This window comes from Pseudomonas sp. A (genome assembly GCF_056270345.1).
This window is the reverse complement of sequence record NZ_CM149873.1, coordinates 1980405-2005462: the sequence shown is the minus strand read 5'-3', so window position 1 is coordinate 2005462 and position 25058 is coordinate 1980405. Positions and strand designations below refer to the sequence as shown.

22 protein-coding genes are annotated in these 25058 nt (G+C 65.9%); 9 read left to right on the top strand and 13 right to left on the bottom strand.

The window, feature by feature from the left end:
• Nucleotides 1-57: 57 nt before the first annotated feature.
• The gene (locus tag AC0MAZ_RS09095) at nt 58-672 is read right to left on the bottom strand and encodes an NAD(P)-dependent oxidoreductase (protein WP_475860889.1); all 615 of its coding nucleotides are present in this window, start codon (nt 670-672) and stop codon (nt 58-60) included.
• A gap of 28 nt (nt 673-700) precedes the next feature.
• On the bottom strand, nt 701-1576 hold the full coding sequence (locus AC0MAZ_RS09090; protein ID WP_475860888.1) for an MBL fold metallo-hydrolase: 876 nt from the start codon (nt 1574-1576) through the stop codon (nt 701-703).
• A 103-nt stretch (nt 1577-1679) separates the two neighbouring features.
• On the opposite strand from AC0MAZ_RS09090, the gene AC0MAZ_RS09085 reads away from it, so the two are divergent.
• Both AC0MAZ_RS09085 and AC0MAZ_RS09080 read left to right on the top strand, forming a co-directional pair.
• Nucleotides 1680-2588: a LysR family transcriptional regulator gene (locus AC0MAZ_RS09085; RefSeq protein WP_475860887.1), complete on the top strand. Its 909-nt coding sequence runs from the start codon at nt 1680-1682 to the stop codon at nt 2586-2588.
• Nucleotides 2589-2664: 76 nt separating this feature from the next.
• Entirely contained in the window at nt 2665-2838 is a 174-nt protein-coding gene (locus AC0MAZ_RS09080; RefSeq protein ID WP_177330819.1) for a hypothetical protein, read from the top strand.
• Between the two features lie 6 nt (nt 2839-2844).
• On the opposite strand, the gene AC0MAZ_RS09075 is transcribed toward AC0MAZ_RS09080, so the two are convergent.
• Nucleotides 2845-3714 carry an isocitrate lyase/PEP mutase family protein gene (locus AC0MAZ_RS09075; RefSeq protein ID WP_197866695.1) on the bottom strand — a complete coding sequence of 290 codons (870 nt, stop codon included), beginning with the start codon at nt 3712-3714 and terminating at the stop codon, nt 2845-2847.
• A 428-nt stretch (nt 3715-4142) separates the two neighbouring features.
• On the opposite strand from AC0MAZ_RS09075, the gene AC0MAZ_RS09070 reads away from it, so the two are divergent.
• Nucleotides 4143-5594 (top strand): MDR family MFS transporter, encoded by a 1452-nt coding sequence (locus tag AC0MAZ_RS09070; protein ID WP_475860886.1) that lies wholly within the window; start codon nt 4143-4145, stop codon nt 5592-5594.
• A 182-nt stretch (nt 5595-5776) separates the two neighbouring features.
• Here AC0MAZ_RS09070 and ttgR read toward each other — a convergent pair whose 3' ends face one another.
• The gene (gene ttgR, locus AC0MAZ_RS09065; RefSeq protein ID WP_028690203.1) at nt 5777-6409 is read right to left on the bottom strand and encodes an efflux transport transcriptional regulator TtgR; all 633 of its coding nucleotides are present in this window, start codon (nt 6407-6409) and stop codon (nt 5777-5779) included.
• A 247-nt stretch (nt 6410-6656) separates the two neighbouring features.
• Between ttgR and ttgA the strand changes: the two genes are divergently transcribed.
• The 5 genes from ttgA (at nt 6657) to AC0MAZ_RS09040 (ending at nt 15202) form a co-directional block, all read left to right on the top strand.
• Nucleotides 6657-7811, top strand: a complete 1155-nt coding sequence (ttgA, locus tag AC0MAZ_RS09060; protein WP_011535416.1) for a toluene efflux RND transporter periplasmic adaptor subunit TtgA — start codon at nt 6657-6659, stop codon at nt 7809-7811.
• A 3-nt stretch (nt 7812-7814) separates the two neighbouring features.
• On the top strand, nt 7815-10967 hold the full coding sequence (gene ttgB / locus AC0MAZ_RS09055; protein WP_203647847.1) for an efflux RND transporter permease subunit: 3153 nt from the start codon (nt 7815-7817) through the stop codon (nt 10965-10967).
• Complete coding sequence (locus AC0MAZ_RS09050; RefSeq protein WP_232854635.1) at nt 10964-12409, top strand: AdeC/AdeK/OprM family multidrug efflux complex outer membrane factor; 1446 nt, start codon at nt 10964-10966, stop codon at nt 12407-12409. The genes ttgB and AC0MAZ_RS09050 overlap by 4 nt, the downstream gene beginning before the upstream one ends.
• 343 nt (nt 12410-12752) lie before the next feature.
• A complete protein-coding gene (locus tag AC0MAZ_RS09045; RefSeq protein WP_232854636.1) occupies nt 12753-14006 on the top strand; it encodes an OprD family porin in 1254 nt (417 codons plus the stop codon).
• Nucleotides 14007-14218: 212 nt separating this feature from the next.
• Nucleotides 14219-15202, top strand: coding sequence for a LysR family transcriptional regulator (locus AC0MAZ_RS09040; protein WP_475860885.1), 984 nt, complete (start codon nt 14219-14221; stop codon nt 15200-15202).
• Here the strand turns inward: AC0MAZ_RS09040 and AC0MAZ_RS09035 are convergent.
• Nucleotides 15102-15788 (bottom strand): Crp/Fnr family transcriptional regulator, encoded by a 687-nt coding sequence (locus AC0MAZ_RS09035; protein WP_475860884.1) that lies wholly within the window; start codon nt 15786-15788, stop codon nt 15102-15104. The two genes, AC0MAZ_RS09040 and AC0MAZ_RS09035, sit on opposite strands and share 101 nt — an antisense overlap.
• A gap of 92 nt (nt 15789-15880) precedes the next feature.
• Here AC0MAZ_RS09035 and AC0MAZ_RS09030 point away from each other — a divergent pair, with 92 nt between their 5' ends.
• Nucleotides 15881-16405, top strand: coding sequence for an Mpo1 family 2-hydroxy fatty acid dioxygenase (locus AC0MAZ_RS09030; protein ID WP_475860883.1), 525 nt, complete (start codon nt 15881-15883; stop codon nt 16403-16405).
• Between the two features lie 141 nt (nt 16406-16546).
• Here AC0MAZ_RS09030 and pcaC read toward each other — a convergent pair whose 3' ends face one another.
• From pcaC to pcaK, 8 genes are all read right to left on the bottom strand, one after another.
• Nucleotides 16547-16939, bottom strand: a complete 393-nt coding sequence (gene pcaC / locus AC0MAZ_RS09025) for a 4-carboxymuconolactone decarboxylase (RefSeq protein WP_203647852.1) — start codon at nt 16937-16939, stop codon at nt 16547-16549.
• A gap of 10 nt (nt 16940-16949) precedes the next feature.
• On the bottom strand, nt 16950-17741 hold the full coding sequence (gene pcaD / locus AC0MAZ_RS09020; protein WP_232854639.1) for a 3-oxoadipate enol-lactonase: 792 nt from the start codon (nt 17739-17741) through the stop codon (nt 16950-16952).
• A gap of 12 nt (nt 17742-17753) precedes the next feature.
• Nucleotides 17754-19106, bottom strand: a complete 1353-nt coding sequence (locus AC0MAZ_RS09015; protein WP_232854640.1) for a 3-carboxy-cis,cis-muconate cycloisomerase — start codon at nt 19104-19106, stop codon at nt 17754-17756.
• A 9-nt stretch (nt 19107-19115) separates the two neighbouring features.
• Nucleotides 19116-20405, bottom strand: a complete 1290-nt coding sequence (locus AC0MAZ_RS09010; protein WP_203647854.1) for an MFS family transporter — start codon at nt 20403-20405, stop codon at nt 19116-19118.
• Nucleotides 20406-20591: 186 nt separating this feature from the next.
• Nucleotides 20592-21797: a 3-oxoadipyl-CoA thiolase gene (gene pcaF, locus AC0MAZ_RS09005; RefSeq protein WP_475861401.1), complete on the bottom strand. Its 1206-nt coding sequence runs from the start codon at nt 21795-21797 to the stop codon at nt 20592-20594.
• Nucleotides 21794-22573, bottom strand: a complete 780-nt coding sequence (locus tag AC0MAZ_RS09000; protein ID WP_232854641.1) for a CoA-transferase subunit beta — start codon at nt 22571-22573, stop codon at nt 21794-21796. The genes pcaF and AC0MAZ_RS09000 overlap by 4 nt, the downstream gene beginning before the upstream one ends.
• Nucleotides 22570-23430, bottom strand: coding sequence for a CoA transferase subunit A (locus AC0MAZ_RS08995; protein WP_028690217.1), 861 nt, complete (start codon nt 23428-23430; stop codon nt 22570-22572). Before AC0MAZ_RS08995 ends, AC0MAZ_RS09000 begins: the two co-directional genes overlap by 4 nt.
• Nucleotides 23431-23597: 167 nt before the next feature.
• The gene (pcaK, locus tag AC0MAZ_RS08990; protein WP_475860882.1) at nt 23598-24944 is read right to left on the bottom strand and encodes a 4-hydroxybenzoate transporter PcaK; all 1347 of its coding nucleotides are present in this window, start codon (nt 24942-24944) and stop codon (nt 23598-23600) included.
• Between the last annotated feature and the right edge of the window lie 114 nt (nt 24945-25058).

The window sequence follows — 25058 nt, the reverse complement described above, 5'->3', positions numbered from 1 at the left end:
GGGCTGCTGTGCAGCCCTTTCGCGGCACGAGGCCGCTCCTACAGGGTACCGCGTGACTCAGTAGCCGACCGTGAACCGCGCCCGCGAATGCGCCGGCTTTTCCAGCTCGTCGAGCATGGCGATGGCGTAATCGGCAAAGGTGATCCAGCTCTTGCCATCAGCGCCGATCAGCAGGTGGTCCTTGCCCAGGGTGTAGTGCCCGCTGCGCTCACCTTCGACGAACTCCGCCGACGGCGACAGGAAGGTCCAGTCCAGGGTCGGCTCGCGGCGCAGCGTCTCGAGGAAGCGCACCCCGGCACTGGCCTCGGCCTTGTAGGCCTCGGGGAAGTCCGGGCTGTCGATCACCCGGTGCCCGGACGGCAGCAGCAGGCTGCCGGCACCACCCACCACCAGCAGGCGCTTGACCCCGGCACGCTTGACCGGCTCGATGATCGCGCCCGGCTCGAGGGTGGAGAAATGCGCCGCGCTCAACACCGCGTCGCAGCCCGCCACGGCCGCCTGCAGGGCGGCACTGTCCTTGGCATCCAGCGCCTTGACCGTCACGCCGTCACGGCCTTGCAGCTTGCCCGGATCCCGAGCGATGGCCACCACGCCGTGGCCACGACGCAGGGCCTCTTCCAGCAACTGGCTGCCGGCGCGCCCGGTGGCGCCGATGATTGCGATCTTGCTCATGGGAAACACTCCAACAGGTTGAAAGGGATTACCACTTCATCTCGCCCTTGGCGACCTTGGCCCCCAGTTCCAGGGAGGTCTCGTCGGCAAGGTTCGGGTAGCGTTGCTTCATCGCCGCGATCAGCGCGGTGGAATCGGCGGCCTTGGCGGCTTCGGTATCGAAGTCACGAATGTAGCCGGCGGTGAAGCGCACTGCGTCCAGCGAGCGGCTGCTGTCGCCCAGGTAATGCCCGGGGATCACCGTGCGCGGGGCCAGCTGCTCGATCTTCGTCAGGGTGCTCAGCCAGTCGGCGTGGGATTTCGCGGTCTGGGTATCGGCCATCCACACGTGGATATGCTCGGAAACCACCACACCACCGACCACTGCCTTGATCGAGGGAATCCAGACGAAGCTGCGGTCCGGCTGTGGACCTTCCAGGCCGACAACCTCCAGTGCCTGGCCTTCAAGCTCCAGGCGATTGCCCTCGAGGACCTGCGGCACCACCAGGCGTGCCGGCTTGTCCGCGCCCATCTGCGGGCCCCAGTAGGCCAGCTTGGCGTCCATGGTCTTGCGGATGTGCTCGACCGTGGCGGCCGAGGCGACCACCCGGGCCTTGGGAAACGCCTGGGTGATGGTGTCCAGGCCGAAGTAGTAGTCGGGGTCGCCATGGCTGACATAGATGGTGGTCAGCTGCTTGCCGCTGGCACGCAGGCGTTCGACCACCTGCTCGGCCTGGCCTTTGCCGAACTGGGCGTCGACCAGGATGGCGTCGTGGGCGCCGCTGACGATCACCGAACTGACCGGGAAAATCGCCGCGTGGCCAGGGTTGTAGGCTTCGAGCTTGAGCGGTTCGCTGGCCATGGCCTGGCCGCCGAGGGTGAGACAGGCCAGCAGCAGACCGCGCAAGGGAGTGAGAAGAGACATCGCAAGATCCTGTGAGTGGGACGATGCAGGCAAGCTTAGTTGCCCGAACCAATACAAAAAATGCGATGCTTCGACATAGTTTGTTTCTGAAATCGGACAGATCATGGACCGCCTCAACGCCATGCGCGTATTCGTCACCGTCGTCGACCTGGGCAGCCAGTCCGCCGCGGCGGATCATCTGGAGCTTTCCAGGCCCGTGGTATCACGCTACCTGGCGGAGCTGGAGGACTGGGTCGGCGCGCGCCTGATGCAGCGCACCACGCGCAAGCTAAGCCTTACAGCGGCGGGCCTCGAAACCCTGCCCCGCTGCCGCCAGTTGCTGGAGCTGGCCGGCGACCTGCAGAACGCCGTGCGCCAGCCGGACGACGCGCCCCGCGGTGAACTGCGCATCAGCGTCAGCACCTCGTTCGGCCAGGCCCAGCTGGTGGACGCGCTGGCGGCCTATGTCAAACGCTATCCCGGGGTGAAGGTGGAGCTGCAGATGCTCGACCGCACCGTCAACCTGGTGGACGAGCGCATCGACCTGGCCATCCGCACCAGCAACGACGTCGACCCCAACCTCATCGCCCGACGCCTGAGCGTGTGCCGCTCGGTGGTCTGCGCCAGCCCCGCCTACCTGCGCGAGCACGGCACGCCGCGCCAGGTCGAGGAACTGAGCCGGCACAACTGCCTGACCCATGCCTACTTCGGTCACAGCCTGTGGCATTTCGAGGTGGACGGGCAGAGCGTCGCCGTGCCGGTGCAGGGCAATATCAGCGCCAACGAGGCCATGACCCTGCAGAAAGCCGCCCTGGCCCACGCCGGCATCGCCATGTTGCCCACCTACCAGGCTGCGGCCGCGTTGCGCAGTGGCGAGCTGGTGCGGCTGTTGCCGCACGCCAGGCCACGGGAGCTGACCCTGAATGCGGTGTACACCTCGCGCAAGCACATGCCGGCGACACTGCGCAGCATGCTGGACTTCCTGGCGCAGCGGTTCGGCGACGAGCCGGAGTGGGACAAGGGATTGAGCTGAGTCCAGGCCATGCAGATCCGCGCACAAGGCCTATGCTTGAAGGTATCACCTGTTGCACCAACAGGAGGTCCGCACCATGAGCATCAAATCCAGGCGTTGCGCCCTCGTCTTTGCCCTGGTCGCGGTGGCCGGGCTCTACGGCTCGGCCTGCTGGCGGGTCGAGCTGCTGCGCAGCCAGCCCAACGCGGCCGCCAGCTGCGTCCACGAGCACTGCGTTCCCCACAGCGCCACGCTGAGCGCCGTCAGGTAGAGAGGATCACTCCTCGACGCTCATGTACTCTTTCGCCCAGCGGATGTAGTCCTCGGGCTGGGTGTAGGTGTGCGAAAGCTCGGTGGCGCCGAGGTTGTCCGACTTGTGCTGTTGGCCGCGCTGCTGGCGCAGGCAGTCGTAGGTGGCCTTGATCGCGGCGAAGTAGGCGGCATGGCCATCGACCACGATGCGCACGCCCAGGCGCGCCAGGCGCTCGTCGTCACGCAGGTTCGGGTTGGCGTAGGTGACCAGCATCAGCGGCACGCTCAGGTGCTCGGCGATCTGCTCCAACTGCTCGAAGTCCTTCACCCCCACCATGCAGATGCCATCGGCGCCGGCCTTCTGGTAGCTCTGGGTGCGGACGATGATTTCCTCGGTGGTGAGCACGCCAGCATTGGTCCGGGCGATGATCGCCAGCGCCGAATCGACACGCGCCTCCAGCGCCGCACGAATCTTGCCCACGCCCTCCTCCACCGAGATCAGGTCGGTGGACTTGCGACCGAACTGGGCCGGCAGCAAGGTGTCCTCGATGGTCAGCGCGGCCACGCCGGCGCGCTCCAGTTCGATGACCGTGCGCATCACGTTGAGCGCATTGCCATAGCCATGGTCGGCGTCGGCCAGTACCGGCAACTGGGCGACGCGACCGATGCGGGTGGCCTGCTCGACGAACTCGCTGAGGGTGATCAGGGCGAAGTCCGGCGCGGCCAGGACCTGCAACGAGGCGACCGAGCCGCCGAGGATGCCGACCTCGAAGCCCAGGTCCGCGGCGATACGGGCGGACATCGGGTCGAAGACCGAAGCGGTGTGATAGCACGAACCTGAAGCAAGCAGTTCGCGGAAGGCAAAACGCAGATCGTGGTGGGAAGCCTTGGGCATGATCACTCCGCTTGTAATGAAATTTGTGAACGGCTGACAACCGACCCCTGAATCGGGTCTACCTGACTGTTCCAACCGTCGCCATCTGGGCGGTCATGCTCGACATGCAGGCAGAGGAATAGAAGGTGTGGACATACAGCGACGCGAAATCCTGCGGCAAATGGCTGCACCATGCTGGTGCGGGCCCCGGATTTCAGCCTCTGCGGCCTAGCCACGATATCACGCGGCCATGCAGCACTGGATGAATGCGCCAATGCCGATCTTGCATAGGGGATGCACGGAGTACATAGGTAGCTATGTAACTCAGGGTACAATTGTCTCGCTGGTGGCAGTGGGATTGCCCCGCGATGGCCACACCGCACTGCGCGGCACCGGCTTGGCCGGTGTTCGCGGGACAAGCCCGCTCCTACAAGAAAAAGGAACCGAACGTGACCGCCGCCCTGCCCCCCACCGTCCTGCGCAGCGTCCTGACCGCCCTGATGCTGGCGATCTTCCTCGGCGCCCTCGACCAGACCATCGTCGCCGTGTCCATGCCAGCGATTTCCGCGCAATTCAATGATGTCGGGCTGCTGGCCTGGGTCATCTCCGGCTACATGGTGGCCATGACCATCGCCGTGCCGATCTACGGCAAGCTCGGCGACCTGTATGGCCGGCGGCGCATGATCCTCACCGGCACTGCCCTGTTCACCCTGGCCTCGGTGGCCTGCGGCCTGGCCCAGGACATGCCGCAGCTGGTGCTGGCGCGGGTGCTCCAGGGCATCGGTGCTGGCGGCATGGTGTCGGTGAGCCAGGCGATCATCGGCGACTACGTGCCGCCCCGCGAGCGCGGCCGCTACCAGGGTTATTTCAGCAGCATGTATGCCCTGGCCAGTGTCGCCGGGCCGGTGCTCGGCGGCTGGCTGACCGAGTACCTGTCCTGGCGCTGGGTGTTCTGGATCAACCTGCCGCTGGGGCTGGTGGCGCTGTGGGTGATCCACCGGGCATTGGACGGTTTGTCGGTCAAGCGCCGCGAGGCCCGGGTGGACTACCTGGGCGCGGTGTTGATGATCCTCGGCCTGGGCAGCCTGCTGCTGGGCATCACCCTGGTCGGCCAGGGGCATGCCTGGCTGTCGCCGCAGGTGCTGGCGCTGCTGGGCTGCGCGCTGCTCGGGCTACTGGCATTCATCGCCCACGAGCGCCGTTGCCGTGAGCCGCTGCTGCCGCTGGGCCTGTTCGGCAACCGGGTCGCGGTGCTGTGCTGGTGCGTGATTTTCTTCGCCAGTTTCCAATCGATCTCGCTGACCATGCTCATGCCCCTGCGCTACCAGGGCATCACCGGGGCCGGCGCTGATAGCGCGGCACTGCACCTGCTGCCGCTGGCCATGGGTCTGCCCATCGGTGCCTTCACCGGCGGGCGCACGACCAGCCGCACCGGCCGCTTCAAGCCGCAGATCCTCACCGGTGCGCTGCTGATGCCGCTGGCCATCGCCGCCATGGCGCTGACGCCGCCGCAATCGGGGTTGCTCAGCGCACTGTTCATGCTGCTGACCGGGATCGCCTGCGGCCTGCAGTTCCCCACCTCGCTGGTGGGCACGCAAAGCGCGGTGGACAGCCGGGACATCGGCGTGGCGACCAGCACCACCAACTTGTTCCGCTCGCTCGGCGGGGCGATGGGGGTGGCGTGCATGTCCAGCCTGCTGCTGGCGCTGCTGCATCAGGGCGGCTTGGAGATGCTGGGCAACCCATTGCTGGGCAGCCTCAAGGCGGGCGAGGCGGATCCGCAGACCCAGGTGCGCTTGCTGGAAACCTTCCGCGACCTGTTGCTGGTCAGTGCCGGGGCTTCGCTGATCGGACTGCTGGCGGCGCTGGCACTGCCGGACCGGCAGTTGCGCGGGCGCTGAAAGTTGTGGGAGCGGCGGTGCGCCGATGCGACTTGCCCCGCGATAGCGTTCCGCCCAGGTGACGTCATGGCCTGGAAGGTCTCATCGCGGGGCAAGTCGCATCGGCGCACCGCCGCTCCCACGTTATTAATTCTGCGTTAATAGGATGGGAGTAACACTTCCTCACAATCCTTAACAAAGTGTCATTTGCGCAAGCCCGGGCTCAAGCGCAGCATATCCAGCCCGGTATCGACCCATTTTTCGACATCGGCCAACAGATCGAAGCTGTCCGGCAGCAGCAGCCAGCGGCCGATCAGGCCATCCACATAGGCAAACATGGCCACGGCAGCCCGATCGATATCGAGCTCCCCGGGCAACTGGCCACGACGTACGGCATTGCCCAGGGCCAAGGCGATGCTCTGATGGCAGTCCAGCACCGCGCCCTGGCGCTGCTGGCGAATCTCACACATGTCGTCGGTGAACTCGCACTTGTGATGCAGGATTTCATTGATACGCCGGGTACGGGCATCGAGCACCAGCTCGTTGAACACTTGCAGCAACAGCTTGCGCATGCAGCCGAGCGGGTCGAGTTCGTCCTCGCTTTCACTGGCCCGGGCCAGGTGGTCATGGGTCTCGTGCAGGCTGTCGAGCAGCGCCTGCACCAGCTCCGCCTTGTTGCTGAAATGCCAGTAGATCGCACCGCGGGTCACCCCCGCGAGCTCGGCGATGTCGGCCAGGGTGGTACGCGCGACCCCGCGCTTGTAGAAGGCCTTTTCCGCCGCCTCGATGATCTGGGCACGGGTTTCCTGGGCTTCTTCTTTGGTTCGACGGACCATGGCAGTACAACCTCATCAGGCCCCGCCCGCTCAGCTGGCGGACGGGAATCGGGCCGGGGCGAGCGCTTCATGGGCCACTCCCGGGTGCATGTGGACGATCCGCGGCGACTCACCGACGGTATTTACAAACAACCATGAATGTAAGTATATTCCTTAGCAAGCTATTTATCCACCGGATAGCGTTTTTCTCTTAAGACTCTTCCACTATATTCTTGAGCTCCCTTGCTCCTGCGACCCGAGGATCCTCATGCAATTCAAGCCAGCCGTAACCGCCCTGGTTTCCGCCGTGGCCCTGGCAACCCTGCTCAGTGGCTGTAAGAAAGAGGAAGCCGCGCCAGCGCCCCAGGCTCCTCAGGTCGGCGTCGTGACCGTGCAACCGCAAGCCTTCACCCTGACCTCGGAACTGCCGGGGCGCACCAGCGCCTACCGTGTGGCCGAGGTTCGTCCGCAGGTGAACGGCATCATTCTCAAGCGCCTGTTCAAGGAAGGCACCGACGTCAAGGAAGGGCAGCAGCTCTACCAGATCGACCCGGCCGTCTACGAGGCGACCCTGGCCAACGCCCAGGCCAACCTGCAGGCTACCCGCTCGCTGGCCGAACGCTACAAGCAACTGATCGACGAGCAGGCCGTCTCCAAGCAGGAATACGACGACGCCAACGCCAAACGATTGCAGGCCGAGGCCTCGCTCAAGAGCGCCCAGATCGACCTGCGCTACACCAAGGTGCTGGCCCCGATCAGTGGCCGCATCGGTCGCTCCTCGGTCACCGAAGGCGCCCTGGTGAACAACGGCCAGACCAACGCCATGGCCACCATCCAGCAGCTCGACCCGATCTACGTCGACGTCACCCAGTCCACCGCCGAGCTGCTCAAGCTGCGCCGTGACCTGGAAGGCGGCCAACTGCAGAAGGCCGGCGACAACGCCGCCCAGGTGCAGCTGGTGCTGGAAGACGGCAGCCTGTTCAAGCAGCAGGGTCGCCTGGAGTTCTCCGAAGTCGCGGTCGACGAGACCACCGGTTCCGTCACCCTGCGCGCGATCTTCCCCAACCCCGACCACACCCTGCTGCCCGGCATGTTCGTCCATGCGCGGCTCAAGGCCGGGGTCAACGCCAACGCCATCCTGGCCCCGCAACAGGGCGTGACCCGCGACCTCAAGGGCGCGCCGACCGCGCTGGTGGTCAACCAGGAGAACAAGGTCGAACTGCGCCAGCTCAAGGCCAGCCGCACCCTGGGTAGCGACTGGCTGATCGAGGAAGGCCTGAACCCGGGCGACCGTCTGATCACCGAAGGGCTGCAGTTCGTGCGACCGGGCGTCGAGGTCAAGGTCAGCGAAGCCACCAACGTCAAGAAGCCGGCCGGCCCTGCTCAGGCCAACACGGCCAAAGCCGACGCCAAAGCGGAGTAAACCATGTCGAAGTTCTTTATCGATCGCCCGATCTTCGCCTGGGTGATCGCCCTGGTGATCATGCTGGTCGGCGCCCTGTCGATCCTGAAGCTGCCGATCAACCAGTATCCGAGCATCGCCCCGCCGGCCATCGCCATCTCCGTGACCTACCCGGGCGCCTCGGCGCAGACGGTGCAGGACACCGTGGTGCAGGTGATCGAGCAGCAGCTCAACGGTATCGACAACCTGCGTTATGTGTCGTCGGAAAGTAACTCCGACGGCAGCATGACCATCACCGCCACCTTCGAGCAGGGCACCAACTCCGACACCGCGCAGGTCCAGGTCCAGAACAAGCTGAACCTGGCCACCCCGCTGTTGCCGCAGGAAGTGCAGCAGCAAGGTATCCGCGTCACCAAGGCAGTGAAGAACTTCCTGCTGGTGATCGGCCTGGTGTCCGAAGACGGCAGCATGAGCAAGGACGACCTGGCCAACTACATCGTCTCCAACATGCAGGACCCGATCTCGCGGACCGCGGGCGTCGGTGACTTCCAGGTGTTCGGTGCGCAGTACGCCATGCGCATCTGGCTGGATCCGGCCAAGCTGAACAAGTTCCAGCTGACCCCGGTCGACGTGCGCACCGCCGTGGCCGCGCAGAACGTCCAGGTCTCGTCCGGCCAGCTCGGCGGCCTGCCGGCACTGCCGGGTACCCAGCTCAACGCCACCATCATCGGCAAGACCCGCCTGCAGACCGCCGAGCAGTTCGAGAAGATCCTGCTCAAGGTCAACAACGACGGTTCCCAGGTCCGCCTGGGGGATGTCGCCACGGTCGGCCTGGGCGGCGAGAACTACGCCATCAGTGCCCAGTACAACGGCATGCCGGCCTCGGGCCTGGCGGTCAAGCTGGCCACCGGCGCCAACGCCCTGGACACCGCAAAGGCGCTGCGCACCACCATCAGCGACCTGGAGCCGTTCTTCCCGCCGGGCGTGAAGGCCGTGTTCCCGTATGACACCACCCCGGTGGTCACCGAATCGATCAGCGGGGTGATCCACACCCTGATCGAGGCCGTGGTCCTGGTGTTCCTGGTGATGTACCTGTTCCTGCAGAACTTCCGCGCCACCATCATCACCACCATGACCGTGCCGGTGGTGTTGCTGGGTACCTTCGGCATCCTCGCCGCCGCCGGCTTCAGCATCAACACCCTGACCATGTTCGCCATGGTCCTGGCCATCGGCCTGCTGGTGGACGATGCCATCGTCGTGGTGGAGAACGTCGAGCGGGTGATGTCCGAGGAAGGGTTGCCGCCCAAGGAGGCGACCAAGCGCTCCATGGAGCAGATCCAGGGCGCCCTGGTGGGTATCGCCCTGGTGCTGTCGGCGGTACTGCTGCCAATGGCGTTCTTCGGCGGTTCCACCGGTGTGATCTATCGCCAGTTCTCCATCACCATCGTCTCGGCCATGGGCCTGTCGGTGCTGGTGGCGCTGATCTTCACCCCGGCCCTGTGCGCCACCATGCTCAAGCCGCTGAAGAAGGGCGAGCACCATGTGGCCAAGCGCGGCTTCTTCGGCTGGTTCAACCGCAACTTCGACCGCAGCGTCGTCGGCTACGAACGCAGCGTCGGCACCATCCTGCGCAACAAGATCCCGTTCCTGCTGGCCTACGCCCTGATCGTGGTCGGCATGATCTGGTTGTTCGCGCGCATCCCCACCGCGTTCCTGCCCGAGGAAGACCAGGGCGTGCTGTTCGCCCAGGTGCAGACCCCGGCCGGCTCCAGTGCCGAACGCACCCAGGTGGTGGTCGACCAGATGCGCGAGTATCTGCTCGACAAGGAAGCCGATACCGTGGCATCGGTGTTCACCGTCAACGGCTTCAACTTCGCCGGTCGTGGCCAGAGCTCGGGCATGGCGTTCATCATGCTCAAGCCGTGGGACGAGCGATCGAAGGAGAACAGCGTGTTCGCCCTCGCCCAGCGCGCGCAGATGCACTTCTTCAGCTTCCGCGACGCGATGGTGTTCGCCTTCGCCCCGCCGGCGGTGCTCGAACTGGGTAACGCCACCGGCTTCGACGTGTTCCTCCAGGACCGCGCCGGCGTCGGCCACGCGAAACTGATGGAAGCGCGCAACCAGTTCCTGGCCAAGGCCGCGCAGAGCAAGATCCTCAGCGCCGTGCGTCCGAACGGGCTGAACGACGAGCCGCAGTACCAACTGACCATCGACGACGAACGCGCCAGTGCCCTGGGCGTGACCATCGCCGACATCAACAACACCCTGTCGATCGCCCTGGGCGGTAGCTACGTCAACGACTTCATCGACCGTGGCCGGGTCAAGAAGGTCTACATCCAGGGCGAGCCAAACTCGCGGATGAGCCCGGAAGACCTGCAGAAGTGGTACGTGCGCAACGGCAAGGGCGAGATGGTGCCGTTCTCCTCCTTCGCCAAGGGCGAATGGAGCTATGGCTCGCCGAAGCTGTCGCGCTACAACGGCGTTGAGGCGGTCGAGATCCTCGGTACCCCGGCACCGGGCTACAGTACCGGTGAGGCCATGGCCGAAGTCGAGCGCATCGCCGGCGAACTGCCAACCGGCATCGGCTTCTCCTGGACCGGCATGTCCTACGAGGAAAAACTCTCCGGCTCGCAGATGCCGGCGCTGTTCGCCCTCTCGGTGCTGTTCGTGTTCCTGTGCCTGGCAGCGTTGTACGAAAGCTGGTCGATCCCGATCGCGGTGGTGCTGGTCGTGCCGCTGGGCATCATCGGTGCACTGCTCGCCACCAGCCTGCGCGGGTTGTCCAACGACGTGTACTTCCTGGTCGGCCTGCTGACCACCATCGGCCTGGCGGCGAAGAACGCCATCCTGATCGTCGAATTCGCCAAGGAACTGCACGAACAGGGCAAAAGCCTGTACGACGCGGCCATCGAGGCCTGCCGTATGCGTCTGCGCCCGATCATCATGACCTCCCTGGCGTTCATCCTCGGCGTGGTACCGTTGACCATCGCCAGCGGCGCCGGCGCCGGCAGCCAGCACGCCATCGGTACCGGTGTGATCGGCGGCATGATCAGTGCGACCGTGCTGGCGATCTTCTGGGTACCGCTATTCTTCGTCGCAGTGTCGTCGCTGTTCGGCAGCAAAGAGCCGAAAGAACACGCCACCCCTGAAACTCCACGTTATGAGGCTGGGCAATGACCAAGTCTTTGTTGTCCCTGGCGGTAACCGCCTTCATCCTCGGCGGCTGCTCGCTGATCCCCGACTACCAGACGCCTGAGGCGCCGGTGGCGGCGCAGTGGCCGCAAGGCCCTGCGTACTCGCCGACCGAGTCGGCCAACGTCGCCGCGGCCGAGCAAGGCTGGCGCCAGTTCTTCCACGATCCGGCGCTGCAGCAGCTGATCCAGACCTCGCTGGAAAACAACCGCGACCTGCGCGTCGCGGCGTTGAACATCGACGCCTACCGCGCCCAGTACCGTATCCAGCGCGCCGACCTGCTGCCGGCCGTGACGGCCAATGGCAGCGGCAGCCGCCAGCGGATGCCGGCCAACATGTCGCAGACCGGCGAATCCACCATCAGCAGCCAGTACTCGGCCACCCTCGGTGTCAGCGCCTATGAGCTGGACCTGTTCGGCCGTGTGCGCAGCCTGACCCAGCAGGCCCTGGAAACCTACCTGTCCAGCGAGCAGGCGCGCCGCTCCACGCAGATCAGCCTGGTGGCCAGCGTGGCCAACGCCTACTACACCTGGCAGGCCGACCAGGCGCTGCTGAAGCTGACCGAAGAAACGCTCAAGACGTACGAAGAGAGCTACAACCTGACCCGCCGCAGCAATGAGGTGGGCGTGGCTTCGGCGCTGGACCTGAGCCAGGCCCGCACCGCCGTCGAAGGCGCGCGGGTCAAGCTGTCGCAGTACCAGCGCCTGGTCGCCCAGGACCTGAACAGCCTCACCGTGCTGGTGGGCACCGGCGTGCCGGCCACCCTGCCCAAGCCGCTGGAGCTCAATGCCGACCAGCTGGCCGAAGTGCCGGCCGGCCTGCCGTCCGACATCCTGCAACGTCGTCCGGACATCCAGGAAGCCGAGCACCTGCTCAAGGCCGCCAACGCCAACATCGGCGCCGCCCGCGCCGCGTTCTTCCCGAGCATCAGCCTGACCGCCAACGCCGGTACCCTGAGCCCGGACATGGGCGGGCTGTTCAAGGGTGGTTCGGGCACCTGGCTGTTCCAGCCGCAGATCAACCTGCCGATCTTCAACGCCGGTAGCCTCAAGGCCAGCCTGGACTATTCGAAGATCCAGAAGGACATCAACGTCGCCAAGTACGAGAAGACCATCCAGACCGCCTTCCAGGAAGTCGCCGATGGCCTGGCCGCACGCAAGACGTTCGAAGAGCAGTTGCAGGCGCAACGCGACCTGGTGGCGGCGAACCAGGACTACTACCGCCTGGCCGAGCGTCGCTACCGCATCGGCATCGACAGCAACCTGACCTTCCTCGACGCCCAGCGCAACCTGTTCAGCGCCCAGCAGTCGCTGATCGGCGATCGCCTGTCGCAGCTGGTCAGCGAGGTCAACCTGTACAAGGCCCTCGGTGGCGGCTGGTACGAACAGACCCAGCAGCAGGCCTCGATCCAGACGCCGAAAGGCTGATTGGACCGGTAACGCATCAAGCCCACCCTTGCGGTGGGCTTTTTGTTTTTTGGCTGACTGCCAGGGCCCTTTCGCGGGTAAACCCGCTCCCACAGGGGGAATGCAGCGTCCTGTGGGAGCGGGTTTACCCGCGAAAGGGCCAGCACAGTCTGCACCGGCTACCAGCGCCAACATATGGTTCGATAATCGCCCCATTCCGCGTTCCACGAATTGCCTCGCCCCCACCCTCCCCCGCACCATCGCCCACGCAACGTTGCACAAGCTCTCTCTAAAGACGCCCGACCCTGCGGCCCGCACCCGCAGCGCACCGGCTCGCCCAATAAAAACAAGAGATCCACGACAGATGAGCACTTTGCAACCCGCACGCCAGCTGCTGCCGGGCCTGTTGGCCCTGTCCTGCGCCTTGCCCGCCGTCGCCGCCGAAAGCGGTTTTCTGGAAGACGCCAAGGCCAGCCTCAACCTGCGCAACTTCTACATCAACCGCAACTTCGTCGACCCGGCCAACCCCCAGGGCAAAGCCGAGGAATGGACCCAGAGCTTCATCCTCGACGCCCGTTCCGGCTTCACCCAGGGCACCGTTGGCTTCGGTGTGGACGTGCTGGGCCTGTACTCGGTCAAGCTCGATGGCGGCAAGGGCACGGCCGGCACTCACCTGCTGCCGGTGCATGACGATGGTCGCCCGGCTGATGATTTCGGCCGCCTGGGCGTGGCCTTGAAAACGCGCCTGTCGCAGACCGAGCTCAAGGTCGGCGAGTGGATGCCGGTGCTGCCGATCCTGCGCTCGGACGATGGCCGCTCGTTGCCGCAGACCTTCCGCGGCGGCCAGCTCACCTCCAAGGAGCTCGACGGCCTGACTCTGTATGCCGGCCAGTTCCGTGGCAACAGCCCGCGCAACGACGCGAGCATGGAAGACATGTTCATGCAGGGGCGCGCCGGCATCACCTCCGACCGCTTCAACTTCGCCGGTGGCGAATACAGTTTCAACGACAAGCGCACCATGGTCGGCCTGTGGGACGCCCGCCTCAAGGACATCTACCGCCAGCAGTACCTGAACCTGGTGCACAGCCAGCCCCTGGGCGACTGGACCCTGGGCGCCAACCTGGGCTACTTCCTCGGCAAGGAAGACGGCAGTGCCCGTGCCGGTGACCTGGACAACCGCACCGCCTCGGCCATGCTCTCGGCGCGCTACCAGGGCCACACCTTCTACATCGGCCTGCAGAAGGTCAGCGGCGACGATGCCTGGATGCGGGTCAACGGCACCAGCGGCGGTACCCTGGCCAACGACAGCTACAACGCCAGCTTCGATAATGCCCAGGAACGCTCCTGGCAGGTGCGCCATGACTTCAACTTCGTCACCGTGGGCATCCCCGGGCTGACCCTGATGAACCGCTATATCAAGGGTGACAACGTGCATGCCGGCGGGGTGGACGATGGCAAGGAGTGGGCCCGCGAGACCGAGCTGGCCTATGTGGTGCAGGCCGGGACGTTCAAGGACCTGTCGGTGAAATGGCGAAACTCGACCATGCGCAGGGACTTCAGCAGCAATGCGTTCGACGAGAACCGGTTGATCGTCAGTTATCCGCTGAACCTGCTTTAGCAGGTCTGGCCTCTTCGCGGGTAAACCCGCTCCCACAGGGACAGCACAGCCTTGGAGTCCAGTGTTATACCTGTGGGAGCGGGTTTACCCGCGAAGAGGCCGGTGGCCACACTAAAGAATCTAAAGGAATATATAAATCAAATAACATTCTTTGACGTTATATATGGCAACCCGCTAAAACCGAGCCCTGATCCCCGCACCAGAGCCCGAGCATGGACCTCCGTCAACTGCGCTATTTCATCGCCCTCACCGAATACCGCAGTTTCGTCCGCGCCGCCGAAGCCATGGGCATCACCCAACCCGCCTTCAGCCGCGCCATCCAGAACCTCGAGCAGACCTTCGGCTGCGCCTTGGTCGATCGCGCCAACAAGTCACTGCCCCCTACCCCCGAGGGGCAGGTGGTACTGCAACACGCCCGCCGCCTGGTACAAGGCGCCGCGCAGTTGAACAACGAAGTACTGCAGATGACCAAGCTCGACGCCGGCGAACTGCATTTCGGCAGTGGCCCGGCCCTGGCCGTGCGCCTGGTGCCCCAGGCCCTGCAACAGTTCATCGATCGCCACCCAGGCATCCGCACCGCGCTGCTGGTGGACAACGCCGAACGCCTGGGCCAGGCGCTGCGGCGAGAGCAGATCGAGTTCTTCGTCGATGACGTGCGCCCCTTCGAGGCCGATCCGAACTTCCACACCGAAGCGCTGACCCCGCGCCCCGGCCTGTTCTTCTGCCGCCCGGGTCATCCATTGCTGGCCAAGGACAGCCTGTCGACCAACGACCTGTTCGCCTACCCACTGGCCAGTGCGCTGCTGGCGCCGGGCGTGCGCAAGCGCCTGGCCAACCTCAGCGGACGCAGCGACTTCACCCCGCACCTGCAGACCGAGCACCTGGCGGTGCTGCGCAGCGTGGTGCTGGCCAGCGACGCCATCGGCACGGCCAGCGAGGAGGCGGTGGCCGAGGACCTGGCCACCGGCGATCTGGTGCGCCTGCACTGGCGCAACCTGCCGCCGGGCCTGGAGGTCCTCAGTGTGCGCTGCGGGGTGATCAGCCGCAGCGGCTATCGCCTGTCACCGGCGGCGCGGGCGATGATCGACACCCTGGTCAGCCTGGATGCTGCCCCATCGCCCGCAGACGCCGGGCATCGACAATCTCCACCTCGCCATAGCCCAGGCGGACCACGCCGGACTGCTCGAAGCTCCTGAGGATCTGGTTGATGGTCTGGCGCGACAGCGACAACATCAGCGCCAGCTGTTCCTGGGACACCTGCAACCGCCACTGGGCGACATCGCGCTCGCCATAGCCTTCGGCCATCTGCAGCAGGCGCTGGGCCACCCGCGGCGCGGCGGCCAGCAGGCTCTGCTGCTCCAGGGCAACGAACACCCAGCGCAACTTGTGGCTCATCAACAAGGCCAGGTCGCGCCAGTGCACAGGCTCGCGCGCCAGCCACTCGAGCAGCGGCGCCTGGGGGATCCACAGCAGGCGCGTCGACCCTTCGGCATAGGCGTCGTGGGTACGCGGCTGGCCGTCGAACAGGCTGATCTCGCCAAACCAGTGGGGCGACTCGACCAGCGTCAACAGTGCCTCCTTGCCCTCGCTGCTGACCGCGCCGACCCGCATCGCCCCCTCCAGCACCGCATACAGGCCACAGGGCGCATCACCGCGCTGGAACAGGCATTGCCCCGGCGCCAGCTCACGCGCACGGCCCAGGGCCAGCAGGCTATCCTGAACGGTAGCGGGCAATTGCCGGAACCACTGGCCATGCAGCAGCTGGGTACGCGGATCGTGCATGGTGCCTCGCAAAACGAACTCTGTCGGCCAGGCGACAGACGACGGTGACTGAACAGGGGCAAGCTGCGCTCACCCCTGATGGAGGAACAACAATGAAAAACCTCGTCGAGCACCTGAGTCAATACGCGGCCTACCACCGCGATCCACGCAACATCGCCACCCACTTCATCGGCATTCCGTTGATCGTGCTGGCGGTGACCATCCTGCTGTCGCGCCCCGGCTGGGACCTGGCCGGCGTCTGGCTGTCGCCGGCGCTGTTGCTGGCGGGCTGGTCGGTGTGGTCCTACCTGCGCCTGGACCTGCGCTTCGGGCTGGTGATGGGCCTGCTGCTGGGGCTGTGCCTGTGGGCCGGCCAGGCACTGGCCGTGCAGAGCACCGGGCTGTGGCTGAGTGCCGGGCTGGGTGCGTTCGTGGTGGGCTGGATCATCCAGTTCGTCGGCCACTGGTACGAAGGGCGCAAGCCGGCGTTCGTCGATGACCTGAGTGGGCTGATCATCGGACCGCTGTTCGTGGTGGCGGAGCTGGCGTTCATGGCCGGGCTGTGCCCTGAGCTGAAAAAGGCCGTGGAGGCCAATGCCGGGCCGGTGGCCATCCGCCAGAAGAAAGCGGCGATCTGACCCCACCTCGAGGCCTGTAGGAGCGGCCTTGTGCCGCGAAAGGGCCGCAAAGCGGCCCGGCAGCTTCGGCGTCCCCCGCGATGGGGCTGCTGCGCAGCCCATTCGCGGCACAAGGCCGCTCCTACAGGGAAGCGCGCAAGCCTACAGCCGCGACTCCACCCCCAGTTCATCCCACACCGACTCGGCCAGGTGGAACGTGGCGTTGGCCGCCGGGATCCCGCAGTAGATCGCGCTCTGCATGATCACTTCCTTGATCTCTTCGCGCGTCACGCCATTGTTGCCGGCGGCGCGCAGGTGCAGCTTGAGTTCGTCGTTGCGGTTCATGCCGATCAGCATGGCGATGGTGATCAGGCTGCGGGTATGCCGCGCCAGGCCGGGGCGCGTCCAGATATCGCCCCAGGCATGCCGGGTGATCATCTCCTGGAACTCGCCGTTGAAGTCGTTGAGCTTCTCCAGGCTGCGGTCGACATGGGCGTCGCCCAGCACCGCACGGCGTACCTGCATGCCCGCCTCGTAGCGTTGTTTCTCGTCCACGGTGTACTCCTCAGCGGCTCGACAGGAAGTCGAGCATACGGCGGCTGAACGGCGCGCCGATCTCGACATTGGACAGGTGCGCCGCCGCAAACTCCACGTACTCGGCGCCGAGGATGCCGGCCTGCATGAAGCGACCGTGCTCGGGGGTGGTCACCGCATCGGCGCTACCGGCGACAATCAGGGTCGGCACCTGGATCTGGTTGAGCTGGTCACGGAAATCGGCATCGCGCACCGCGGCGCAATTGGCCGCGTAGCCCTCCGGCGAGGTCTGCGCCAGCATCTGGCAGATACGCAGGGTGCGTTCCGGCTCGGCGGCGGCGAACGCCGGGGTGAACCAGCGGGCGATGGAGGCATCGCGCAAGTCGGCCATGGCCTGCCGGCCCCCCGCGAGCACGGTGTCGATGCGGGTGTTCCACACTTCGTCACTGGCGATCTTCGCCGCCGTGTTGCACAGCGCCAGGCTGAGCAGGCGGTTACCCGCGTTTATGCCCAGCCACTGACCGATCAGGCCACCCATGGACAGGCCGATGAAATGGGCCTTCTCGATATCCAGGGCATCAAGCAGGGCCAGCACGTCGCCACCGAGTTGCTCGATGCTGTAGGGGCCCTCGGTGACCAGCGAACCGCCATGCCCCCGGGTGTCGTAGCGCAGCACACGGAAATGTTCGGCCCAGGCCGGGATCTGCGCATCCCACATGTGCAGGTCGGTGCCCAGCGAGTTGGACAGGACCAGCACCGGCGCATCGTCCGGACCGTCGAGTTGGTAATGCAATGCGCCATCGGCCAGTTGCAGGTGCGCCACAGCGGTCTCCTTTCAGGCAGTGAATCGTTGATGTTCGGCCACGGCGCGTGCCACCCAGACACGCGCCTGGCCGAGGTAATGGGCAGGGTCGAGCAGACGGTCGAGCTCCTCAGCGGACAGTTCGGCGCTGACCTGCGGTTCGTCGCCCAGCACGGCACGCAGGTGGCGCCCCTCGGCCACGGCGCGCTGGCAGCATTGCTCCAGCAGGTGATGGGCACGCTCGCGCCCCAGGCGCTGGGCGAGCACGATACTGACCGCCTCGGCCAGCACCAGGCCCTGGGTCAGGTCCAGGTTGCGGCGCATGCGGGCGGCGTCCACCTCCATGCCCTCGGCTATCAGCTGCGCCTGGCGCAGGGCGCCGGAGACCAGGCAGCAGATTTCCGGCAGGGTTTCCCATTCGGCATGCCACAGGCCGAGGCTGCGCTCGTGCTCCTGGGGCATCGCGGTGAACAGGGTCGAGACCAGCCCCGGCACGCGGGTGGCGGCACCGATCAGCACCGCCGCGCCCACCGGGTTGCGCTTGTGCGGCATGGTCGAGGATCCGCCCTTGCCCGGCGCGCCGGGCTCGAACAACTCGCCCGCCTCGGTCTGCATCAGCAGGCTGACATCCCGGCCGAACTTGCCCAGGCTGCCGGCGACCAGGCCCAGTACCGAGGCGAACTCCACCAGGCGGTCCCGCTGGGTGTGCCACGGCTGTTCGGGCAAGGACAGTTTCAGCTGCGCGGCCAGGGCCTCGGCCACCGGCAAGGCCTTGCTGCCCAGCGCCGCCAGGCTGCCGGAGGCGCCGCCGAACTGCAGCACCAGCAGGCGCGGGCGCAGTTCCTTGAGGCGCTGGCGATGACGGGTCAGGGCGCCAAGTACACCGGCCAGCTTCATCCCCAGTGTCACTGGCGTCGCATGCTGCAGCCAGGTGCGCCCCACCAGCGGCGTGTCGGCATGCTGCAGCGCCTGGCGGGCCAGGGTGTCGGCCAGCTTGCCGAGGTCGCGGTCGATCAGCGCCAGGGCGTCACGCAGTTGCAGCACCAGGCCGCTGTCCATCGCATCCTGACTGGTTGCGCCCAGGTGCACGTAGCGCTCGGCCTCGGGCACGCCGCTGGCGACCACCTTGCCCAGGGCCTTGACCAGCGGAATCGCCGAGTTGCCGGCAATGGCGATGGCATCGGCCAAGGCACGCACGTCATAGCGCTCGGCCTTGCAGGCCGCCTCGATGGCGCTCACCGCGGTGTGCGGCACCAGTCCGGCACCCGCCTCGGCACGGGCCAGGGCGGCCTCGAAATCGAGCATGCCCTGCAGCCGGCCACGGTCGGAGAAGATCTCGCGCATGGCCGGCGCGGTGAAGTAGGCATCGAACAGTTGGTTGCTCATGCAACGTCCTTAGTGATCATGGTGCAGGTACGCCGCTTGCTTGGGCAGGCGCAGGCTGAACAGGAAGGCCACCGCCATCATCGCGGTCACGTACCAGTAGAAGGTGTTCTCCATCCCTAAGGTTTTCAAGCCCAGTGCCACGTATTCGGCGGAACCGCCGAACACCGCGTTGGCCACGGCATAGGCCAGCCCGACCCCCAGCGCACGGACCTGCGGGGGGAACATCTCGGCCTTCACCAGGCCGCTGATGGAGGTGTAGAAGCTGACGATGCACAGCGCCAGGGTCACCAGCACGAAGGCCATGAACGGGCTGCTCACGGTCTTCAGCGCCATCAGCAACGGCACGGTGAAGATCGTCCCCAGGGCGCCGAACAGCAGCATCGAATTGCGTCGGCCAATGCGGTCGGAGAGCATGCCGAACACCGGCTGCAGGATCATGAACACGAACAGCGCGCCGGTCATGACGAAACTGGCGCTCTTGGCGTTCATGCCGGCGGTGTTGACCAGGTACTTCTGCATGTAGGTGGTGAAGGTGTAGAAGATCAGCGAGCCACCGGCGGTGTATCCCAGCACTGTAATGAAGGCGGCGGCATGGTTGCGAAACAACCCGCTGATGGTGCCGGCGTCCTTGTCCTGGCGGGTCTCGGCGCTGCTGGTCTCCTTCAGCGAGCGACGCAGCATCAGCGAGATCAGCGCGGCGATGGCGCCGACCACGAACGGGATGCGCCAGCCATAAGCGCGCAGCTCATCCTCGCTGAGCAGTTGTTGCAGGATCACCACCACCAGCACCGCCAGCAATTGGCCGCCGATCAGGGTGACGTACTGAAACGAGGCGAAGAAGCCGCGCTGGCCGCGCAAGGCCACTTCGCTCATGTAAGTGGCGGTGGTGCCGTACTCGCCGCCCACCGACAGGCCCTGGATCAGCCGTGCCAGGAGCAGCAGCGCCGGTGCCCAGGCGCCGATGCTGGCGTAGGTGGGCAGGCAGGCGATGATCAGCGAGCCGCCGCACATCATCAGCACCGAGATCATCAGCGAATTCTTGCGCCCGTGACGGTCGGCCAGGCGGCCGAAGATCCAGCCACCGATGGGGCGCATCAGGAAGCCTGCGGCGAACACACCGGCGGTGTTGAGCAACTGCACCGTGGGGTCGTCGGAGGGGAAGAAGGCCGGGGCGAAGTAGATCGCGCAGAAGGCATAGACATAGAAGTCGAACCATTCGACCAGGTTGCCCGACGAGGCGCCGACGATGGCGAAGATCCGCTTGCTGCGTTCTTCGCCGGTGTAATAGCTGGAAGTCATGGTGTTTTTACTCCTGGGAGGTCACTGCAAAGTCTAGACATACCCAGTAACAATCTCATTCCGCCACAGCATTGACCATTAGCCTCGTGTCTTACCGATCCGGCCTCTTCGCGGGTAAACCCGCTCCCACAGGAGGTACGTGGTTCCCTGTGGGAGCGGGTTTACCCGCGAAGAGGCCGGCACCGATCAGACCCGCTCGATGGCCAGCGCCAACCCTTGCCCGACGCCCACACACATGGTCGCCAGCCCCTTGCGCCCGCCACTCTTCTCCAGCTGATGCAGCGCCGTCAGCACCAGGCGCGCCCCGCTCATCCCCAGCGGGTGCCCCAAGGCGATCGCACCGCCGTTGGGATTGACCTGTGGCGCATCGTCCGCCAAGCCCAGCTCGCGCAGCACCGCCAGCCCCTGGCTGGCAAACGCCTCGTTGAGCTCGATGACATCGAAATCTGCCACCGCCACACCCAGCCGCTCGGTCAGCTTGCGCACCGCCGGCACCGGGCCGATACCCATCACCCGTGGCGCCACGCCGGCACTGGCCATGCCCAGCACCCGGGCGCGTGGCGTCAGGCCATGCTTTTTCACCGCCTCGGCCGAGGCCAGGATCAATGCAGCGGCGCCATCGTTGACGCCCGAGGCATTGCCTGCGGTAACCGTCTTGTCAGGGCCATTGACCGGTTTGAGCCTGTTCAGCGCCTCCAGCGTGGTGTCCGGGCGCAGATGCTCATCCTGCTCGACCACCGTCTCGCCTTTCTTGTGGGCGATACGCACCGGCACGATCTCTTCGGCGAAGTAACCGGCAGCCTGCGCGGCGGCGGCCTTCTGCTGGCTGCGCAGGGCAAAGACGTCCTGATCGGCGCGCGACACCTGGTAGTCGTCAGCGACGTTGTCGGCGGTCTCGGGCATCGAGTCCACGCCATGCTGCGCCTTCATCAACGGGTTGACGAAGCGCCAGCCGATGGTGGTGTCCTCGAGCTTCATATTGCGCGAGTAGCCGCTCTCGGCCTTGCCCATCACGAACGGCGCGCGGGACATCGACTCGACGCCACCGGCAATGGCCAGTTCCATCTCGCCACTGGCGATGGCACGAAAGGCGGTGCCGATGGCGTCCATGCCCGAGGCGCACAAACGGTTGAGGGTCACGCCGGGAATGCTTTGCGGCAGGCCGGCCAGCAGCAGCGCCATGCGCGCCACGTTGCGGTTGTCCTCGCCGGCCTGGTTGGCGCAACCAAGGAACACTTCGTCGAGCAGCTCCCACTGCACCTGCGGATTGCGCTCGACCAGCGCCTTGAGCGGCACCGCCGCCAGGTCGTCGGCGCGCACACTGGCCAAGGCGCCGCCGAAGCGGCCAATGGGGGTGCGGATGGCGTCGCAGATAAAGACGTCACGCATCAGGCTTCTCCTGCCGTCTGGCCATGGGCGGCGGCGGTGCGCGCTTCGAGGTCGCGCAGGGCGGACAGCTCGACATCGCTGGGTGCCGCGGTCTGCTGCACGTCGTCGGCGAAGCGGATCGCCCAGCCGGTGGCGGCAACGATCTGCTCGCGAGTCACGCCCGGGTGGATCGATGTGACCACGAATTCATGGGTGCCCGTTTCCGGCTCCATGATGCACAGGTCGGTGATGATGCCGACCGGCCCCTCGCCGGGCAGGCCAAGGCGCTTGCGCGAGTCGCCGCCTTCGCCGTGGCCGACCGAGGTGATGAAGTCGAGCTTGTCGACGAACGCCCGCGGCGACTGCTTGAGGATGATCAGCACCTGCTTGGCGGAACCGGCGATCTCCGGTGCACCGCCGGCACCCGGCAGGCGAGTCTTCGGCGCATGGTAGTCGCCGACCACCGTGGTGTTGATGTTGCCGAAGCGGTCGACCTGGGCCGCACCGAGGAAGCCGACGTCGATGCGCCCGCCCTGCAGCCAGTAGCGGAAGATCTCGCCGGTCGGTACCACGGTGTCGGCGGTTTCGGCCAGCTCGCCGTCACCGATGGACAACGGCAGCACGCTAGGCTTGGCGCCGATCGGGCCGGACTCGTAGATCAGCACGACATCGGGCGACGAGGTCAGGCGTGCCAGGTTGGCGGCCTTGGACGGCAGGCCGATGCCGACGAAGCACACGGCACCGTTGCGCAGGCGACGGGCCGCCGCGACGGTCATCATTTCGGAAGTGGAGTAGCTCATTGCGCGGCCTCCGCGGTGCTGGCCAGCTTGGCCTGGAATTCGGTGAAGTCCCGGGTGCCACGGATGAAGGTGTCGATCCAGGCGGTGAACGACTCGCGGTTGCGGGCGATCGGGTCCCAGGCCTGGTAGAAGCGGTTGTCGCGCTCGTAGTAGCCGTGGGCGTAGGACGGGTGGGCGCCGCCGGGCACCAGGCACACCGCGCTGAGCGCCCAGGTCGGCAGCACACAGGCATTCATCGGCGCATTCAGGTCATCGACGATCTCTTCGACGGTGACAATGCAGCGCTTGGCCGCAAGAGCCGCCTCCTTCTGCACGCCGAGGATGCCCCACAGCAGCACGTTGCCCTTGCGGTCGGCCTTCTGCGCATGGATCACGGTGACGTCCGGGCGCACCGACGGCACGGCGGCAAGCACCTCGCCGGTGAACGGGCAGGTGACGCTCTTGATCAGCGGGTTGACCTTCGGCAGGTCGGAGCCGGCGTAGGCACGCAGCACCGCGAACGGCAGGCCGGAGGCGCCGGCGACATAGGCGTTGGCCAGGTCGGCGTGGCTGTGTTCCTCGATCTCGATGGCGTGCGGCCACTGCTTCTCCACCGCGTCGCGCAGGCGATGCAGCGAACCAACGCCGGGGTTGCCGCCCCAGGAGAAGATCAGCTTGCGCGCGCAGCCGGCACCGATCAGCTGGTCGTAGATCAGGTCCGGGGTCATGCGCACCAAGGTCAGGTCGCGCTTGCCCTGGCGGATGATCTCGTGACCGGCCGCCGTCGGAATCAGGTGGGTGAAGCCTTCGAGGGCGACGCTGTCGCCATCCTGGATGAACTGCTTCACGGCCTCGTGAAGCGAGAGGATTGCTGCCATTGGAGACTCCTGGTCAGGTCGAGTCGAGTCAGTGAGCAGCGGGCCATTGCGTCGCTGCGATGGGCCCAGATTACGGCGGCTGTCGGGATGGTAACAATCCGATAATCGCACTTTCGTGCGATTATCGAACCATTTGTTACTCTACTATCTAACGCGTACCTATCGCCTCAGGTCGCGTCGGCGTGGCTCACCAGCCCCTTCACCACTACGCCGATGGTGGCCAGCGCCGCTGGCACCAGCAACGCGGTCAGCACCTGCTCGAAGGTCCACCCCAGACCCAGCAGCGTCGCCCCGCTCCAGGCACCGAGAATCGCGCCGAAGCGACCGATCCCGAGCATCCACGACACCCCGGTGGCGCGCCCCTGGGTTGGGTAGAACCGCGCCGCCAACGACGGCATGGCCGATTGCGCGCCGTTCACGCACATGCCGGCGACCAGCACCAGCGTGGCCAGCAAGGTGATGTTGCCCAGGCTCTGCCCCACGGCATAGGCGAACACACCCGCCAGCAGGTAGAAGACGCCGATCACCTTGTGCGGGTTGAAGCGGTCCATCGCCCACCCCACGGCCACCGCGCTGAGCACGCCGCCGAACTGGAACAACGCGCCGATGAAGGCGGCCTGCTCCATGCTCGCGCCGCTGTCACGCATCAGGGTCGGCAGCCAGCTGGTCAGCAGGTAGACGATCACCAGGCCCATGAAATAGGTCAGCCACAGCAGCACGGTGCCCAGGCCATAGGTACCCGAGAAGATCACCGCGAACACGTTGCGCGCCGCCACCGCCTTCTGCTCCGGCACACTGAAGCTCGCGGCCTGTGCCACCAGCGCCGGAGCAATCGGCGCCAGGGTCCGGCGCACCTTCTCGGTGCCACGGTTGCGCACCACCAGGAACCGCGCCGACTCCGGCAGCCAGACCAGCAGCACCAGTGCCAGCAGCAACGGCAGCACCCCGCCGATCACCAGCAGGCTGTGCCAGCCGTAGGCCGGGATCAGCTTGGCCGAGATGAAACCGCCCCCGGCCATGCCCAGGTTGAAGCCACAGAACATGCTGGTCACCAGCAGCGACTTGAGCCGCTCCGGGGTGTACTCGGAGAGCAAGGTGGTGGCATTGGGCATGCCCGCCCCCAGGCCCAGGCCGGTCAGAAAGCGCAATACCAGCAGTTGCTCGACATTGGTCGCGTAGGCCGAGGCCAGGCTGAACCCGCCGAACACCAGCACCGCGCCCACCAGCACGCCCTTGCGCCCGAAGCGGTCGGCTAGCGGGCCGGAGCCGAGGGCGCCGAAGACCATGCCGATCAGCGCGGCGCTCATCACCGGGCCGAGACTGGCGCGGTCGATGCCCCATTCCTGGGACAGCGCCGGGGCGATGAAGCCCATGGCGGCGGTGTCCAGGCCATCGAGGAAGACGATCAGGAAGCACAGGATCACCACCCGCCATTGATAGCGCGACAGCGGTTGGTCATTGATGAGGGACTGGACATTGAGGCAGTTGCCGACAGCGGATTGTGGCTTGTTCATTGTTGTTATCCGGGAGTTGGGCACAGGCAGGCTACCGCGCATCGCTGATGCGCAGGAACAGCAAACGGTGGATACGGCGAACTGGATCAGCCGGCGTGCAGCAGCACTGCGCGC